This window comes from Oceanicola granulosus HTCC2516, assembly GCF_000153305.1.
GTDB classification, from domain to species: domain Bacteria; phylum Pseudomonadota; class Alphaproteobacteria; order Rhodobacterales; family Rhodobacteraceae; genus Oceanicola; species Oceanicola granulosus.
Window position 1 is genome coordinate 105289 of sequence record NZ_CH724107.1, and the last position, 17095, is coordinate 122383.

Consider the following 17095-nt stretch of genomic DNA (forward strand, 5'->3'; position numbering starts at 1 on the left):
CCGGACCCCTGGGGCTCGGCGCGATTGACGCGCCCGCAGATTGTACCTAACGTATAAACGAAACGATCGTATCGCTAGTCGATACCATAGAATGAAAACCGACGGAAGCATCTTGCCTCATTTCCCATCCCTCGCACCGATCCGCCGGCGCCTGCCCAGAGGAGCGGCGGCATGACCCGGCTCGTGCTCTCGGTGCTGCTGCGCCTGGCGAAGGCGGTGGGCGTGGTGCTCGCCATCGTGCTGCTGAACTTCGTGCTGATCCGCCTCGCGCCCGGCGATCCGGCGAGCGTCATGGCGGGGCAGGCGGGTGCGGCGGACGAGCAGTTCATGGCGCAGCTGCGCGCCCAGTTCGGCCTCGACAAGCCGCTGCCGGCGCAGGCGTGGAGCTACGTGTCGGGCGTGCTGCAGGGCGATCTCGGCTTTTCCTACCGTCAAGGGATGCCGGTGAGCGAGCTGATCCTCGACCGACTCCCCGCGACGCTGCTGCTGACCGGCACCGCCTTCGCCATCGCGCTGATCGGCGGCGTGCTCATGGGCATGGTCGCCGGGCTCAATGCCGGGCGGGCGCTCGACTTCATCGTCTCGGTGGTGTCGCTGCTGTTCTACGCCACGCCGCTGTTCTGGGTGGGGCTGATGTCGATCCTGCTGTTCTCGGTCTATCTCGACTGGCTGCCGGCCTTCGGCATGACCCAGGTCGGGGCGCGCTTTACCGGCTGGGAGTACGTCGTCGACGTCGCCCGCCACCTTGTCCTGCCGGCGACGACGCTGGGGCTGTTCTACATGGCCGTTTACGCGCGGATGACCCGGGCCTCGATCCTCGAGGTGCGCGACATGGACTATGTCCGCACCGCCCGCGCCATGGGCCTGCCGCGGCGGCGGATGGTGCGCAGCCACATCCTGCGCAACGCGCTGCTGCCGATCATCACCCTCGCCGGCATCCAGGCCGGCCAGCTCGTCGGCGGCGCGATCCTCACCGAGACGGTGTTCGGCTGGCCCGGCATCGGCCGGCTCGCCTTCGACGCGCTGCTGCAGCGCGACTACCAGGTGCTGCTCGGCGTCTTCTTCGTCACCTCGATCATGGTGGTCGTGTTCAACATGATCACCGACCTGCTCTACCGGCTGGTCGACCCGCGGATCGGGGCGGCGGCATGAACCCGACCCTGCGCCGCCTGTCGCGCGATCCCAAGGCGCTGATCGGCTTCACGATCCTGCTCGTCGCCACCCTGTCGGCGATCTTCGCGCCGATGCTGTTCCCGCGCGATCCCTGGGCGATGGCGACGCGCCCGTTCCTGCCGCCGTTCGAGGACCCCGAATTCTGGCTCGGCACCGACATGCTGGGCCGCGACATCTTCGCCGGGCTCGCCTACAGGGCGCGGATGTCGCTGATCGTCGGCCTCGCCTCGACGGTGGCGGCGGTCGTGATCGGCATCGTGATCGGCGCGCTGGCGGGCTATTTCGGCGGCTGGATCGACGACGTGCTGATGCGCGTCACCGAGTTCTTCCAGACCATCCCGACCTTCGTCTTCGCGCTCCTGATGGTGGCGATCCTGTCGCCCTCGATGCTGTCGATCATCATCGCGATCTGCATCGTCAGCTGGCCGCCGGTGGCGCGGCTGGTGCGCTCGGAGGTCGCCAGCCTGCGCAACCGCGACTTCGTGCGCGCCGCCACCGTGCTCGGCGAGAGCCACGGCCGCATCATCGTCGCCCAGATCCTGCCCAACACGCTCTCGCCGGTGATCGCGATGGCCTCGCTGATGGTCGCCTCGGCGATCCTGACGGAGGCGGCGATCAGCTTCCTCGGGCTCGGCGATCCCAACCGGATGAGCTGGGGCTACATGATCGGCGCCTCGCGCACGGTGATCCGCCAGGCCTGGTGGATGAGCTTCTTTCCCGGCCTCGTGATCCTTCTGGTGGTGCTGGCGCTGAACCTGCTCGGCGAGGCGCTCAACGACGCCTTCAACCCGCGGCTGGCGCGGCGGGGGCGGCGATGAGCGCGCCGCTGCTCTCCATCGAGGGCCTCACCGTGGCGCTGCCCGGCGGCGGCGAGCGTGCCCACGCGGTGCGCGACGTGTCGCTGACGCTGGCGCGGGGCGAGGTGCTCTGCATCGTCGGCGAGAGCGGGTCGGGCAAGTCGATCACGGCCTCGGCGGTGATGAACCTGCTGCCATCGGACCAGCTGCGCATCACGTCGGGCCGGGTGCGCTACGAGGGCGAGGATCTGCTGACCCTGTCGGAGCGGCGGATGCGCCGGCTGCGGGGCGACCGCATCTCGATGATCTTCCAGGAGCCGATGACCTCGCTCAATCCGGTCGCCACCATCGGCGTGCAGATCGAGCAGGTGCTCGAGGCGCACGGCGTGCCGGCGCGCGAGCGCGCGGGGCGGGTGCAGGAGCTGGTCCGCGCCGTCGGGCTGCCCGATCCCGAGTCGATCGTGAAGCGCTATCCGTTCCGGCTGTCGGGCGGGCAGCGCCAGCGGGTGATGATCGCGATGGCGCTGGCGATGGAGCCCGACATCCTGATCGCCGACGAGCCGACCACGGCGCTCGACGTCACCACGCAGGCGCAGATCCTCGGCCTGATCCGCGACCTGCAGCGCGACCGGGGCATGGGCGTGCTGTTCATCACCCACGATTTCGGCGTCGTCGCCGACATCGCCGACCGGGTCGCGGTCATGCAGAACGGCGAGGTGGTCGAGACCGGCCCGATCGAGCGCGTCCTCGGCGCGCCGGAGCATCCCTACACGAAAAAGCTGATCGGCGCGGTGCCGCGCTTCCGCGAGACGCAGGCCGACGAATCGCGCGACGCGCCGATCCTGTCGGTGCGCGGGCTGACCAAGATCTACCGCAGCGGCGGGCTGGTCCGGGGCGTGCGCGAGGTGCGGGCCGTCGACGGGGTCAGCTTCGACATCCGCCGTGGCGAGACGCTCGGCCTCGTCGGCGAGAGCGGCTCGGGCAAGTCGACCATCGGCCAATGCCTGCTGCGCATCGCGTCGGTCGACGCCGGCGAGGTGCGCTTCGACGGGCAGGACATCGCGCACGCGACGGGGCGGGCGCTGTTCGACTACCGCACCCGGGCGCAGATGGTCTTCCAGGACCCGTTCGCCTCGCTCAACCCGCGCCACACGATCGGCCGCTCGATCCTCGCCGGCCCGCTCGCCCACAAGGTGCCGCGCCCCGAGGCGGAGCGGCGCATGGCGCGGCTGCTGGAGCGGGTCGGCCTCGATGCGGGCGCGGCGACGCGCTATCCGCACGAATTCTCCGGCGGCCAGCGCCAGCGCATCGGTATCGCCCGCGCCCTCGCCGTCGAGCCCGACCTGCTGGTCGCCGACGAGGCGGTCTCGGCGCTCGACGTCAGCGTGCAGGCGCAGGTGCTCGAGCTGCTGCGCGAGATCCGCGACGAGTTCGACCTCGCGATGCTGTTCATCACCCACGACCTGCGCGTCGCGTCCAACATCTGCGACCGGGTCGTTGTGCTGCATCGCGGCAAGATCGTGGAGCAGGGGCCGGTGACGGAGGTCTTCTCCCGGCCCGCCCACGCCTACACGCAGGAACTTCTCGGCGCCGTGCCCGGCCGCAGCTGGCACGGCGATCCGCAACAGGGGGCGACGCCAACGCACCCCATCCCAGTCCAGCAAGGAGCGACAACATGACGAGACTGACCAGACGGAGCGTGCTCAAGGCCACCGCCGCCGGCGTCCTCGCCGGCATCCTGCCGGCGGCCGTGCGCGCGCAGGGGGCCGACGGCGGCTCGATGAACATCATCGCCTTCCCCGAGCCGCCGACGCTGTTCATCGGCCTCGACCAGAACGGCTCGACCCAGACCGTGGCGGGCAAGATCTACGAAAGCCTGCTGACCTTCGACTTCGACTTCAACCCGCAGCCCGGGCTGGCGACGAGCTGGGAGATGAGCGAGGACGGCCTCGTCTACACGTTCAACCTCGTCCAGAACGCCACCTGGCACGACGGCACGCCGTTCACCGCGCACGACGTCGTCTTCACCTGCCGCGACTTCCTGATGGAGGTGCACCCGCGCGCCCGCGTCATCTTCGGCAATTGCGAGACCATCGAGGCGCTCGACGACCACACCGTCCGCTTTACCCTCAAGCAGCCGTTCGGCCCGTTCCTGATGGGCTTCGAGATGTCGACCGCGCCGATGATCCCGGCGCACCTCTACGAGGGCACCGACTACCGCACGAACCCCAACAACGACACGCCCGTTGGCACCGGGCCATTCAAGCTCGCCGAGTGGAGCCGCGGCCAGTTCATCCGCCTCGAGCGCAACCCCGACTACCACGGCGAAGGCCAGCCGCATCTCGAGGAGCTGGTGTTCCCGATCCTGCCCGACGCCGGCGCCCGCGCGGTGGCGCTCGAGCAGGGCCAGGTGCAGCAGTCGCAGTTCTTCGACATCGAGCTGTTCGACGTGCCCCGCCTCGCCGAGCTGCCGCATCTCGACCTGATCTCGCGCGGCTACGAGTTCTACGCCCCCGTCGCGCGGATCGAGTTCAACAACCGCGTCGCGCCGTTCGACGACGTCCGCTTCCGCAAGGCCGTCAACTACGCGCTCGACCGCCAGCTGTTCGCGGACGCGATCTTCTTCGGCCTCGGCGTCCCCGCCACCGGCCCGATCAGCAAGCGGACGCGCTTCTACAGCGACGACGTCACCACCTACGACTACAACCTCGAGCAGGCCGAGGCGCTGCTCGACGAGATGGGCCTGACGCCCGACGGCGACGGCGTGCGCACCACGGTCAGTTTCCTGCGCCTGCCCTGGGGCGAGACCTGGGCGCGGTTCGCCGAGATGGTGCAGCAGCAGCTCGGCCAGATCGGCATCCGCGTCGAGATCGAGCCCTCCGACCCGGCCTCCTGGACCCAGCGCTACGCCAACTGGGACTTCCAGATGACCTCGAACTACCCCTACCAGTTCGGCGATCCGGCGCTCGGCGTGGCGCGGTTCTTCATCTCGTCCAACATCCGCCAGGGCGTCGCCTACTCCAACTGCACCGGCTATTCGAACCCGCAGGTCGACGCGCTGTTCGAGAAGAGCGCGCACGGCGTGACCGACGAGGAGCGGCAGGCGGCCTATACCGAGGTGCAGCAGATCCTCACCGACGAGGTGCCCATGGCGTGGCTGGTCGAGGTCGACTTCCCGACGCTGCTCGACACCCGCTACGAGGACGTCATCGTCTCGGCGATCGGCACCAACGAGACCTACCGCAAGGCGAAGCTCGCCGCGGAGTGACCCTCGCCGCTCCCGGCCCGGCCGGGGGCGGCATCCTGCCACGGAGGTTCGCGATGAACTGGCCCAATGGCGCCAAGAGCGCCGTCATGCTCACCTTTGACTTCGACGCCGAGACTCTGTGGCTGTCGCGCGATCCGGCCAACGCCACCAAGCCGGGGGTGCTGTCGCAGGGCATCTACGGCGCCCAGCGGGGCGTGCCCGAGATCCTGAAGGTGCTGAAGGACCACGACCTGCCGGCGACCTTCTACACGCCGGGCTGGACGGCGGAGAAGTACCCCGACCGGATCCACGCCATCCTCGAGGCTGGCCACGAGATCGGCCATCACGGCTACCTGCACGAGTGGATCGACCCGTCGAAGCCCGACGAGGAGCGCGCCGCCTTCGAGAAGGGCCTCGCCGCGCTCGACAAGGTCGCCGGGATCACGCCCACGGGCTACCGCTCGCCGGCGGGCGAGACCTCGGCCAACCTGGTGGCGCTGATCGACGAGTTCGGGCTGCTCTACGACAGCTCGCTGATGACCGACATCACCCCCTACCGCCACCGGATGCCCGACGGCCGGCCCGGGCCGGTGGAGCTGCCCTGGCATTGGTCGTCGGACGACGCCCCCTACATGATCTTCGCGATCCAGGCGCCGCGGCCGATCCGCAGCAACGACGACATCTTCCAGATCTGGCGCGACGAGTTCGACGCGATCCACGAGATGGGCGGGCTGTTCAACCTGGTGATGCACCCCCAGTTCACCGGCCGGCCGTCGCGGCTGAAGCTGCTGCACCGGATCATCGAGCACATCACCGCCCACAGCGACGCCTGGATCGCCACCGGTCACGACGTCGCCACCGCCTGGGCGGCGGCCAACCCGGAATGAGCGGCCTCGACGGGCGGCGCATCGCCATCACCGGCGCCGCCGGCGCGCTCGGCCGCGCCACCGCGCGGCGGCTGGCGGCGGCGGGAGCGGTACCGGTGTTGCTCGACCTCGACGGCGCGGCGGCCGGGGCGCTGGCGCGCGAGGTGGGCGGCGAGGGCCATGCGCTCGACGTCACCGACAGCGCCGCCGTGGCGGAGCTGTTCGAGCGGATCGGGCCGGTCGGAGGCCTCGTCAACAGCGCCGGGATCGAGGGGCCGTCGGGCCCGCTCGAGAGCGTCGCGCCGGATGCGCTCGACCGGGTCATGGCGCTCAACGTGCGCGGCAGCCTCGCCTGCGCGCAGGCCGCGGTGCGCTCCATCCGCGCGGGCCGCGCGGGCGCCGCGACGGGCGGGGCGATCGTCAACATCGCCTCGACGGCCGGGCTGTTCGGCTCGGCGCAGCTCGGGGTCTACGCGATGTCGAAGGCGGCGGTGGTCTCGATGACGCGCTCGCTGGCGCTGTCGCTCGCCCCCGAGGGCATCCGGGTCAACGCCGTCTGCCCCGGCTCCATCGACAGCGAGATGTTCGAACGAACCACCGACGGCCCCGACGCCCAGGCGCGGCGGGCGCGGCTGATCGGGCTGCACCCGCTGGGGCGGCTCGGGCGGCCAGAGGAGGTCGCCGAGGCGGTGCTCTGGCTGCTGTCGGACGCGAGCGCCTTCACCACCGGCGTCGCGCTCCCGGTCGACGGCGGGCGGCTGGCATGAGCCGCCCCGTCGCCATCGTCACCGGCGCGGCCGCCGGCATCGGGCAGGCCATCGCGGCGCGCCTGCTCGCCGACGGCTTCGCGGTGGTGGCCTGCGACCTGTCGGCGTTCGCCGACGCGGCGGAGGGGCGCGAGGATGTCGTCGCCGACATCGCCGATCCGGAAACCCCCGCGCGGCTGGTCGCGGCGGCGCAGCGCGCGGGCCGGCTCGCGGCGCTCGTCAACAATGCCGGCATCGGCGGCGCGAAGGCGGCGGCGGAGACCGACGACGCCAGCTGGAGCCGCATCCTCGACGTCAATCTAGGCGCGGGCTTCCGCCTCGCCCGCGCGGCGCTGCCGGAGATGATCGCCGGCGGCGGGGGGAGCCTCGTCAACGTCGCCTCCGTCTACGGCCAGCTCGGCTTCCGCACGACCGCCGCCTACGCCGCCTCGAAGGCCGGCATCGAGGGGCTGACCCGCCAGATGGCGGTGGATTACGGGCCCCGGGGCGTCCGGGCGAACGCGGTCGCGCCGGGGCTGATCGAGACCGCGCTGACCCGGCGGCTGCTCGAGGACCCGGCCTACCGGCTCCTGATGCTCGACGGCACGCCGCTGCCGGGGCCGGGGCGCCCCGAGGACGTGGCCGGGGCGGTGTCGTTCCTCTGCTCACCCGACGCCCGCTTCGTCAGCGGCGTCACCCTCAACGTCGACGGCGGCTGGGCCACCACCCGAAGCCGCTTTCCCCATGATCCGACCGGAGAACCCACCTGATGACCGCCCGGCTATTCACGCCCTTCCACCTGCGCGACACCGAGCTCGACAACCGCATCGTGATCGCGCCGATGTGCCAGTACAGCGCCGAGGACGGGCTGGCGGGGGATTGGCACGAGCTCCATTGGGGGCAGCTGGCGCTGTCGCGGGCGGGGTTGCTGATGATCGAGGCCACCGGCGTCTCGCCCGAGGGGCGGATCAGCGCGGGCTGCCTCGGTCTCTGGAACGACGCGCAGGAGGCCGCCATCGCCGCCGGCGTGGCCAAGGCCCGCGCCGTCTCCGACATCGCCATCGGCATCCAGCTCGCCCACGCGGGGCGCAAGGCGTCGGTGCTGAAGCCTTGGGAGGGCAAGGGCCACCTCGCGCCGGGCGACGGCGGCTGGCAGGTGGTCGGGCCATCGGCGGTGCCCTTCGCAGAAGATTGGCCGGTGCCGCACGAGATGAGCGAGGCCGACATCGCGCAGGTGGTCGACGACTTCGCCGCCGCGACCCGCCGCGCCGTCCGGCTGGGGATGCAGGCGATCGAGATCCACGCCGCGCACGGCTACCTGCTGTCGTCCTACCTCTCGCCGCTGGCCAACCGCCGCACCGACCATTGGGGCGGCTCGCTCGAGAACCGGATGCGCCTGCCGCTCGCGGTGCTCGACGCGGTGCGCGCCGCCGCGCCCGAGACGGTGCCGGTGGCGGTGCGGCTGAACGGCACGGACTGGATCGAGGGCGGCATCCACCCCGACGAGGCCGTCGCGCTGGCGCGGGCGCTGAGGGAGCACGGCTGCGACCTCGTGGACGTGTCGAGCGGCGGCAACGGCTTCGCGCAGATCCCGGTCGGGCCGGGCTACCAGGTGCCGGTCGCGTCGCGCATCCGCCGCGAGGTCGGCATCGCGACGATGGCCGTCGGCCTGATCCGCGCGCCGCAGCACGCCGAGGCCATCGTCGCCGGCGGCGAAGCCGACCTCGTCGCGCTCGGCCGCGGCATCCTCAACGATCCCCGCTGGCCCTGGCACGCCGCCGAGGAGCTCGGCGTCCCGCTCGAGGTCGCGCCGCAATACCGCTTCGGCGCCACGACCGCGTACCGCCCGACCTGGGGGCGGTAGGGCGGGCGCGTCAGGCGCCGATCACCAGCGGGGCGGTGAGCCGCTTGAGGGTCGAGATCACGCTCAGCGGCGTCAGCCGCCCGGTGCGCGGGTTTTCCTCGATCGGGATGCCCTCGATCTGCATGGTGAAGTTCGAGCTGTCGGACGTGACGCTGATCCGGTGCGTATTGCGGCTGACGCCCGGGTCGGCCCAGACCTCGAGCATCGTCCGCTCCGTCCCGAACCCGGCGAGGCCGAGCGCGACGGCGACGTTGAGGTTGGCGGGAAAGCTCGAGATCGCCTCCGACGCCGGCCCCGCGAAGCAGCGCACCGGCTCGCGCAGGGTGTCGAGATCGAGGCCCATCGCCTCGATCGCCGGTGCGCCGCGCAGGCTTTCGGGCGGTTTGCGGGTGACGATGGTGACGCTCTCGATCTCGCCCTGCGCGGCCGCCTGCACCGCGTCGAGCCCGAGCAGCGCGCCCGACGGCACGAGGATGCGCCCGCCGGTCCGCGCGGCGAGCGGCACGAGGTCGGGGTTGCTCAGGAGCGCGCCCACGCTCAGCGCGACCACGACCTTGCCCGCCTCCAGCACCGGCCGCGCCAGCTCGCCGAGCAGCTGCGGCGGCGCGCACTCGACCACCACGTCCGCCACCTCGCCGAGCCGCGCGAGCGGCATCGCCGGGTAGGCCCGGCCGAGCTCGCGCGTCATCCACGTCTCGGCCCGCCCGGTGTCGCGCGCTGAAACGGCCGTCAGCTCGAGCCCGTCGATGCCCTCGTGCAGCGCCCGCACCACCGGCTTGCCGATCGCGCCGAAGCCCCCGACGGCCACCCTCAACCTCTCGCCCCGCATCCGCTCCGCCTCGCTGCTGTCCATCCGCGCCACTCAGACCACCCGCCACGCGTCGGGGCAAATGAGTTCTGCTCCCGGTTCGCCCGGCGCTCCGGTCATGGCAGGCGCTCCTCGCAGGACTTTTTCTCACGTCCGGCTGGCGATAAAATCGCTTTGTTTCAGCTCCCGCTGTCCGTACCACTCGGCGCAAACGCCGCAGCCGAGAGAGCCCGCTCATGGACACCTTCACCCCGACGCAGCCCCGGCGCAGCCAGCGGGTCGTCGACCTCGAACTTCCCGAACGCGCCGACATCGCGCCGCCCAACGTGCGCCGGGCCGACCTCGAGATCCTCGCCGAAGTGCCGTCCGACTTCCTCGACACCACCCACTTCGACACCGTCCAGTTCCCGCCCCCCGCCTGGGCGCTCGAGCGCTTCGCCGAGGCCGCCCGGCAGGGCGAACTGGCCTATACCGGCTACAGCGGCCACGCCGGCGTGCTCGAGACCGTCGCCGCCAACGTCTCGGGCTTCCTCGGCCTGCCTGTCGATCCCGAGCGCAACGTCGCCCTCACGCCGGGCACCCAGTCGGCGCTGTTCTGCGTGCTCGCCTCGCGGGTGAACGCGGGCGACCGGGTCGTCGTCATGGACCCGGACTACCTCTTCACCGCCCGCATCTTCCGCTTCCTCGGAGCCGACGTCGCCTACGCGCCGCTGATCCTGCGCGACGGCAAGTACGAGCCCGACCTCGACCTGCTCGAGACCGAGTTCCGCGACCGCGGCGCGACGCAGCTCGTCTTCTCGCACCCCAACAACCCCACCGGCGCGGTCTACCGGCCCGAGATCGTGCGCGACATGGCCCGCCTCGCGGTGCGCTACGGCGTCGGGATCGTCGCCGACGAGCTCTATTCCCGCCTCGTCTACGGCGATCTGCCGTTTTCCCACATCGCCGCCGAGGAGGGGGCGTTCGAGCTGACGGCGACGCTGCTCGGCCCCAGCAAGACCGAGTCGCTCTCGGGCTACCGGCTCGGCGTCGTGGTCGGCTCCGAGGCGACGATGCAGGGGGTCGAGAACGTCCTCTCCGTCACCTCCCTGCGCGCCCCGGCCTACGCCCAGCACGTGCTCTGCGGCTGGCTCGGCCCCGACGAGGCTTGGCTGCAACAGCGCCTCGGCCTCTTCGCCGAGCTGCGCCGGCAGACAATCGAGCGCCTCTCCGGCCTCGACTGGATGCGCTTCCACCCCCAGGACGGCACCGCCTACCTCTGGGCCGACGTGCGCGCGCTGGGCCGCTCCGATGTCGAGATCGGCAAGGCGCTGGCGCGCGACGCGGCGATGCTCATCAGCCCCGGCTACCAGTTCGGCCCCGGCTCCTCGGGCCACTTCCGCATCTGCTACGCCCGCGAGGCGCAGGGCTGGGCCACCGCCATGGACCGCATGGTCGAGGTGCTCGAAGGGCTGCGCTGAGCGCCGCCCTCACATCTGCCCCAGCACCCACTCGCGGAAGGCCTGCACCCTTGGCAGATCGGTCTTGTCCCACGGCGTCACGAGGTAGTAGCCGCCGGGGCTGACCACCCGCACCGGGAACGGCGCCGTCAGGCTGCCGTTGGCGATGTCGTCGGCGGCGAGGTAGCTCGGCAGCAGGCCGATCCCCAGCCCCGACTTGGCGGCCTGCAGCACCATGTAGAAATGCTCCAGCCGCAGCCCCTTGTCGTAGCCCTCGGTGCTCGCGCCCACGGCCTGCAGCCAGTGGCTCCAGGTGCCCGGCCGCGACGAGTGGGCGATCAGGCTGTGGCGGCGCAGCTGCGCGTAGTCGGTGAGCGGGTAGGGGCCGTCCATGATCCGCGGGCTGCACACCACCTGCAGCTCCTCCGACATCAGCGGCTCGGCCCGTGCGCCGGGCCAGTTGCCGTAGCCGAAGCGGATCGCCACGTCGATGCGCTCGTCGGCGAAGTCCAGTTCGCCGTCGCTGCTCGTGACGTCGACGGTCAGCTCCGGGTGCAGCTGCATGAACGAGCCGAGCCGGGGCAGCAGCCACTTGGTCCCGAAGGTCGGCAGCATCCCGATGCTGAGCGTCCCCCGGCCGGCCTTGGTGTCGATCAGCTCGCGCGAGGCGACTTCGAGGATGTCCATCGCCTTGGAGATCTTCTCCGAGTAGTAGACCCCGTCCTCGGTCAGCCGGATCTGGCGGCCGGCGCGCTCGAAGAGCTGCAGCTCCAGATGCTCCTCCAGCCCCTTGATCATCCGGCTCACCGCGCTCTGCGTCACGTTCAGCTCGTCGGCGGCGTTAGTGAAGCTGCCGTGCCGCGACACCGCCTCGAAGGTCCGCAGGGCGTTGAGGGAGGGGAGGGCGCGGCTCATGGTCTATTCCAAAAACTCATTGAAGCCCCAGAATTTCGTAGGTTGAGCAGGACGTCAATTCCGGTCGATCCTTCTGTCATCGCAATTGCCGCCGAGCGGCGCGCCCGTGGGATCAGACGTGAACCTGAGCAAGATCACATACGACCTGACTGCCGTCACGATGGGCATTCACGGGCTGGAACGCCAGAGAAACGACGGCAACAGCCTTCTCGACGGCGAGGGGCTGGTGCCGATCTACACCGGCGGCGACCTTGTCGTGCCGCGCAGGTACCAGGATTGGGAGACCGTCCGGCGCGACCTCACGCAGCTCCAGGACGCGGTCGAGAAGATCGCGCCGGGGGAGCGGCGCACATTCTTTGAAGGAATGATCGGCTCGCTCCTGATCGCCGTCCGCCTGTTCTCGGGCGGCAGCCCGACCTACGAGCAGAAGGTCATCGGCCTCGTCGGCGCGGCGCGCGGCCACGAGGACGCCGGCATGATCGCCGCCAGCCACGACCGCATCGACCGGCTGCTGACCCGGCTCGGCTTCCGGCGCGGCACGCTCGCCGACCGGGTGCGCCTCTGGGAGGACGAGCGCGCCGTGCCCGAGCACAAGCTCGACGCGGTGCTCGCCGAGCTGATGGAAGAGGCCAAGCGGCGCACCGACGAGATGATCTTCGATACCGGCGACTTCTCGATGGAGATCCGCCCGGTGCGCGACGTGCCCTATCCCGCCTGGTGCGGCTTCGCCGAGCGGCGCGTCGATCTCAACGTCGAGATGATGTTCTCGCGCGCCGCGCTCAAGCACATCATCTGCCACAACATCTATCCCGGCCACGCCACCCAGACCCTCTACGCGCACGCCGAGGTCACCGCCGGCCGCTCCACCTTCGATGCGCTGCTGACCTCCGCCAACGCGGTGACGGGCTGCGTGCAGGAGGGGATCGGCGACCAGGGCATCTACCTGATCGACTGGATGGAGGACGAGGACGACGAGCTCACCGCCGAGCTGCGCAACCTGCGGTCGGCCTGCCAGACCAGCGCCACCTGGGCCTACATGGCCGAGGGCCAGCCCGCCGAGCAGACCGTGAAGTACCTGCGCGACACCGCACTCGGGCAGGACGCCTGGGTGCGGGGCCGCCTGCGCTCGGCCGCGCATCCCTTCAAGGGCCCCTTCGCCGCCTCGTTCTGGGCGGGCAACGAGGTGGTCCGCCGGGTCCGCGAGCGGGTCTCGGACGCCAACCGCCCCGACTTCATCCGCTACCTCTACGGACGGGCCCACAGCCCGCAGAGCCTGGAAATGTACCGGGCGGCTTAACTACCGGAGACCTATATGAAAATCACGATTGTTGGCGCCGGCGCCATCGGCGGGCTCGCCGGTGCGTACATGAGTAGTGCCGGTCACGACGTCACCCTCACCGACCGCTGGTCGGAGCATGTCGACGCGATGAAGGCCAAGGGGCTGTTCATCGACGGCGTGCGCGGCGAGATGACGATCCCGGTCCACGCGGTCCACCCGGCCGAGCTCGAGGGCCCGCTCGAGATGGTCCTGATCGCCACCAAGTCGCAGCACGCGGTCGAGGCGGTGAGGCAGCTCATCCCGCTGATGAATGCCGAGACCGGCGTCGTGTCCTTCCAGAACGGCTTCAACGAGCCCGACCTGGTCGCTGCGCTCGACGAGGCGGGCCTGCCGGGCGACAGGATGGTCATCGGCGCGATCCCCAACTACGGCGGCGCGCTCGTCGATCCGGGCTACATCGAGTACGTCCACGAGGGCCCGATCCAGCTCGGAGAGATGGACGGCAGCACCACACCCCGCCTCACCGCCCTCGCCGAGGCCCTGGGCGCGCTGACCGAGGTGCAGCTCTCCGACAAGATCTGGGGCCAGATCTGGGCCAAGGAGGTCTACGCCAGCCAGGTCGTCTTCTCCGCCCTCGTCGACGACCGCATCCGCAACACCCTCGGCGTCGAGCGCTATGCCCGCATCGCCGGCGCGATCGTCAAGGAGGCGCTCGAGATCGCCGACGCCAACGGCATCGACGTGCAGGCCTTCGACTTCTTCGACCCCGCCAACTACCGCGTCGAGACGGCCGACGACACGCGCAAGCTGCTCGACAACATCAACCACGCCATCTGGCTGCTCAAGAAGGACCAGGAGACCAAGCCCACCCACGACTTCAAGAAGAAGGGCTCGGGCATCTGGTGGGACATCGTCTACCGCAACCGCCCCTCCGAGACGCGTTCCTCGTCGGGCAAGCTCATCGAGTACGGCAAGGCCGCCGGGGCCGACACCCGCCTCAACGCCAAGCTGTTCGAGATGATCTACGAGATCGAGGACGGCAAGCGCGAGCTGGGCTTCCAGAACTACGACGAGCTCGAGGCCTACGTGGCCGCGTGCGGAAAGGCCCTGCCATGAGCGCCGGCGCGAAGCTCGGGGTCGGCGTGATCGGCACCCACGCCTGGGCCAACAAGGCGCACCTGCCGGGCTACGTCGCCCACCCCGACGTCGACCTGGTCGCGGTGTGCGACGTCGACGAGGGCCGGGCGCGTGCGGCGGCGGAAAAGTTCGGCGCGCGTAAGGTCTACACCGACGCCGAGGCCCTCATCGCCGATCCCGAGGTGCAGATGGTCGACGTCTGCACCCCGACCCACACCCACCTGCCGCTGAGCCTCGCCGCCATCGCCGCGGGCAAGCACGTGCTGTCGGAGAAGCCGCTCCACACCGAGGCCGGCCCCGCCTTCGACGCCGCCGCGCGGGCCGATGCGGCCGGCGTGCGCACCAAGCTCGGCTTCACCTTCCGCTACTCCCCCGCGATCCGCCAGCTCAAGGCCTGGATCGACGACGGCACCCTGGGCGAGATCTTCCACGTCAACGGCTTCGAGCAGAACCAGCAATGGCTCCACCCCGACGAGCCCCTGCGCCAGGTTCCCCCCGACGCCGACCGCTCGCAGCTGATCCCGGCCTCCATCGTCGGCTACGGCTCGCACCTGATCGACCTGATGCGCTGGCTCGGCGGCGAGTTCTCCGCCGTCGCGTCGACGATGCGCAACTTCGTCCCCGAGCGGGTGGTGCGCGGCGAGCCCGGCCGGCAGAAGATCAAGATCGACGACGGCACGGTGGGGCTGGTGGAGTATGCCCGCGGCGCGATCGGCACGCTGCAGACCAGCTACGTCACCGTCGGCAACTACCCGGGCGTCGAGATCCGCGTCTACGGCTCCAGGGGCGCGGCCATCGCGCGGCTGATCTCCGAATTCGACGTCGCCGAGACGCTGACCCACGCGCGCGCCGACTCCGTCGAGTTCGTGCCCTTCGAGTTGACCGAGGCGGCACTGCCTCCCGGCACCACCCTCGCGACGCCGTGGCCCGAGCTCTACTACCGCAACCTCGTGCGCCACTTCGTCGACGAGATCCTCGAGGACCGCCCGCAGGAATGCACCTTCCACGACGGGGCCAAGAGCCAGGAGATCGTCGACGCGATGATCCTCGCCCACGCCGAGCGCCGCTGGGTGGACCTCGGCGCATGAGCGACCTCGTCGACACCTACCTCGCGCACCGCTTCAAGTGGCGGCCCGTGGACGCCACCTTCATGGGCGCCGAGGGCCACGACCACCGCCTGCCGCCGCTCGAGCCGGGCTGCATCGCCGCCGAGCGCGCCGAAATCGCGGCGCTGCTCGAGCAGGTGGCCGCCGACAGCGCCGCCCACCCCCACGACCGCCGGATGCTGCGCGCCGAGCTGATCGTCGAGCAGGCCCGCCTCGACAGCCGACCCCGCCAGCACAACCCGGCGTGGCTGACCGGCGAGGCGGGCTTCGGCGTGATCTCGCTGCTCCTGCCGCAATCCGCCCCCTGGCGCACCGACGCCATCGCCGCCCGCCTCGCCGCGATCCCCGACTTCCTCGCCGACGGCCGCGCGCTGCTGGACGACACGCCCGTGCCGGCGGGCTGGGTGGCGCGGGCGGTCGCCGAGGCCGGCGTGCTGGCGCTGTTCCTGCGCGAGGACATCCGCCTTCACGAGGCGTGGGACGAGGCGTGGGCCGCGCCCGCCGCCGCCGCCGCGTCCGCCTTCGACACCTTCGCCGCCTCGCTCGCCGGCCAACCCGACGCCGACCCGGCCTGCGGCGAGGCGCATCTCGGGCTGCTCCTGCGCGAGCTGCACGAGCTCGACCTCACCCCCGCCGAGGCGATGGACGCCGCCCGCGCCGCCTTCGCGCGCTGTGGCGAGGAACTCGAGGAGATGGCCCGCGAGATCGAGCCCGGCCGGAGCTGGCAGGACCAGCTCGCCGCGCTGGCGGAGGTCCACCCGGCCAGCGCCGCCGAGGTGCCCGACAGCTACCGCCACTGGGACGCCGCCGCCCGCGACGCCGCCGAGGCCCACGGCCTCGTCACGCCCGAGCGCGGCTACCGGCTCGACTACCGCGCCCTGCCGCCCTGCTTCCAGCGGGTCGCCGGGCCGCTCTACTTCCTGTTCTACCGCTCGCCGCCCGGCCTGAGCGCGGGGCAGGGGAGCACCTACTGGATCATGGCCGCCGACGACCCCGCCGCCCATTCCACCGCGATGGTCAAGGCGATCCACGCCGTCCACCACGGCTCCGTCGGCCACCACACCCAGAACGCCCGCGCCCGCGCCGCCGCCTCCCGCCTCGGCCGGATCGCGGCGACCGATTGCAGCATGGGCCTCGCCTTCCAGGGCGCGCTGACCCTCGTCGAGGGCTGGGCCTGCCACGTCGAGGACCTGCTGATGGAGGCCGACGACTTCTACACCCCCGCCGAGAAGCTGCTGCTCAAGTCGTTCGAGCGGCGCAACGCGGCCTCCGTGCTGGTCGATCTCGGCCTGCACAGCGGCGCGTGGTCGATGGCGGAATGCGAGCGTTTCTACGCCGAAGAGGCCGGCTTCGCCCCCGCGCGGGTGCACTCCGAAGTCGTGCGCAACTCCATGTTCCCGGCCTCCCGCGCGACCTACTGGCTCGGCGTCGAGGGCATCCGCGCCCTGCGTCGCCGCTGGACCGGCTCCACGCGGGACTTCCACGACACGCTGCTCTCCTGCGGACACGTCCCGCTGCGCCTCGTCGAGGAGGAGATGGCCCAGGCGGGATGTCTGTCATGATGAGTTTTTCGGCAGTTTGCGAACCGGCTTCGCCCGTTCATCCGCACCTCCACAGGGCCATCCCGGCCTGCGCCCCCAGAACCCATGAGTTTTCCGCAAGGCGTGTCCGAGAATTTGGCACGTTGTTCATGACACCCCTCCCGATAGCCTCCCTCA

15 protein-coding genes are annotated in these 17095 nt (G+C 70.9%); 13 read left to right on the forward strand and 2 right to left on the reverse strand.

All coding sequences use genetic code 11. From position 1 onward, the window contains the following. Positions 1–171 precede the first annotated feature (171 nt). Genes OG2516_RS00525 through OG2516_RS00560 form a run of 8 tightly spaced genes read left to right on the forward strand, consistent with a single transcriptional unit; the run spans position 172 to position 8693 of the window. Positions 172–1152, forward strand: coding sequence for an ABC transporter permease (locus tag OG2516_RS00525; RefSeq protein WP_007253625.1), 981 nt, complete (start codon positions 172–174; stop codon positions 1150–1152). Then, the gene (locus OG2516_RS00530; RefSeq protein ID WP_007253626.1) at positions 1149–1991 is read left to right on the forward strand and encodes an ABC transporter permease; all 843 of its coding nucleotides are present in this window, start codon (positions 1149–1151) and stop codon (positions 1989–1991) included. The genes OG2516_RS00525 and OG2516_RS00530 overlap by 4 nt, the downstream gene beginning before the upstream one ends. Continuing rightward, complete coding sequence (locus tag OG2516_RS00535) at positions 1988–3649, forward strand: ABC transporter ATP-binding protein (RefSeq protein ID WP_007253627.1); 1662 nt, start codon at positions 1988–1990, stop codon at positions 3647–3649. The genes OG2516_RS00530 and OG2516_RS00535 overlap by 4 nt, the downstream gene beginning before the upstream one ends. Continuing rightward, positions 3646–5238 (forward strand): ABC transporter substrate-binding protein, encoded by a 1593-nt coding sequence (locus OG2516_RS00540; protein ID WP_007253628.1) that lies wholly within the window; start codon positions 3646–3648, stop codon positions 5236–5238. The genes OG2516_RS00535 and OG2516_RS00540 overlap by 4 nt, the downstream gene beginning before the upstream one ends. A 53-nt stretch (positions 5239–5291) precedes the next feature. Continuing rightward, the gene (locus tag OG2516_RS00545) at positions 5292–6104 is read left to right on the forward strand and encodes a polysaccharide deacetylase family protein (protein WP_007253629.1); all 813 of its coding nucleotides are present in this window, start codon (positions 5292–5294) and stop codon (positions 6102–6104) included. Continuing rightward, the gene (locus OG2516_RS00550) at positions 6101–6850 is read left to right on the forward strand and encodes an SDR family NAD(P)-dependent oxidoreductase (protein ID WP_007253630.1); all 750 of its coding nucleotides are present in this window, start codon (positions 6101–6103) and stop codon (positions 6848–6850) included. Before OG2516_RS00545 ends, OG2516_RS00550 begins: the two co-directional genes overlap by 4 nt. Further along, the gene (locus tag OG2516_RS00555) at positions 6847–7599 is read left to right on the forward strand and encodes an SDR family NAD(P)-dependent oxidoreductase (RefSeq protein ID WP_007253631.1); all 753 of its coding nucleotides are present in this window, start codon (positions 6847–6849) and stop codon (positions 7597–7599) included. The genes OG2516_RS00550 and OG2516_RS00555 overlap by 4 nt, the downstream gene beginning before the upstream one ends. Then, entirely contained in the window at positions 7599–8693 is a 1095-nt protein-coding gene (locus OG2516_RS00560; RefSeq protein ID WP_007253632.1) for an NADH:flavin oxidoreductase/NADH oxidase, read from the forward strand. Before OG2516_RS00555 ends, OG2516_RS00560 begins: the two co-directional genes overlap by 1 nt. Before the next feature lie 10 nt (positions 8694–8703). On the opposite strand, the gene OG2516_RS00565 is transcribed toward OG2516_RS00560, so the two are convergent. Further along, positions 8704–9546 (reverse strand): aspartate dehydrogenase, encoded by an 843-nt coding sequence (locus tag OG2516_RS00565; RefSeq protein WP_007253633.1) that lies wholly within the window; start codon positions 9544–9546, stop codon positions 8704–8706. A 191-nt stretch (positions 9547–9737) separates the two neighbouring features. Here OG2516_RS00565 and OG2516_RS00570 point away from each other — a divergent pair, with 191 nt between their 5' ends. Then, on the forward strand, positions 9738–10961 hold the full coding sequence (locus tag OG2516_RS00570; protein ID WP_007253634.1) for an aminotransferase class I/II-fold pyridoxal phosphate-dependent enzyme: 1224 nt from the start codon (positions 9738–9740) through the stop codon (positions 10959–10961). A 9-nt stretch (positions 10962–10970) separates the two neighbouring features. Here OG2516_RS00570 and gcvA read toward each other — a convergent pair whose 3' ends face one another. After that, positions 10971–11855: a transcriptional regulator GcvA gene (gcvA, locus tag OG2516_RS00575; RefSeq protein ID WP_007253635.1), complete on the reverse strand. Its 885-nt coding sequence runs from the start codon at positions 11853–11855 to the stop codon at positions 10971–10973. 118 nt (positions 11856–11973) lie between these two features. On the opposite strand from gcvA, the gene OG2516_RS00580 reads away from it, so the two are divergent. The 4 genes from OG2516_RS00580 to OG2516_RS00595 are packed head-to-tail and all read left to right on the forward strand — an operon-like array spanning position 11974 to position 16939. Next, the gene (locus tag OG2516_RS00580; protein ID WP_007253636.1) at positions 11974–13152 is read left to right on the forward strand and encodes a hypothetical protein; all 1179 of its coding nucleotides are present in this window, start codon (positions 11974–11976) and stop codon (positions 13150–13152) included. Between the two features lie 15 nt (positions 13153–13167). Then, entirely contained in the window at positions 13168–14250 is a 1083-nt protein-coding gene (locus OG2516_RS00585) for a ketopantoate reductase family protein (RefSeq protein WP_007253637.1), read from the forward strand. After that, positions 14247–15359 carry a Gfo/Idh/MocA family protein gene (locus tag OG2516_RS00590; protein ID WP_007253638.1) on the forward strand — a complete coding sequence of 371 codons (1113 nt, stop codon included), beginning with the start codon at positions 14247–14249 and terminating at the stop codon, positions 15357–15359. The genes OG2516_RS00585 and OG2516_RS00590 overlap by 4 nt, the downstream gene beginning before the upstream one ends. After that, the gene (locus OG2516_RS00595) at positions 15356–16939 is read left to right on the forward strand and encodes a DUF885 family protein (RefSeq protein ID WP_007253639.1); all 1584 of its coding nucleotides are present in this window, start codon (positions 15356–15358) and stop codon (positions 16937–16939) included. Before OG2516_RS00590 ends, OG2516_RS00595 begins: the two co-directional genes overlap by 4 nt. Positions 16940–17095: the final 156 nt, after the last annotated feature.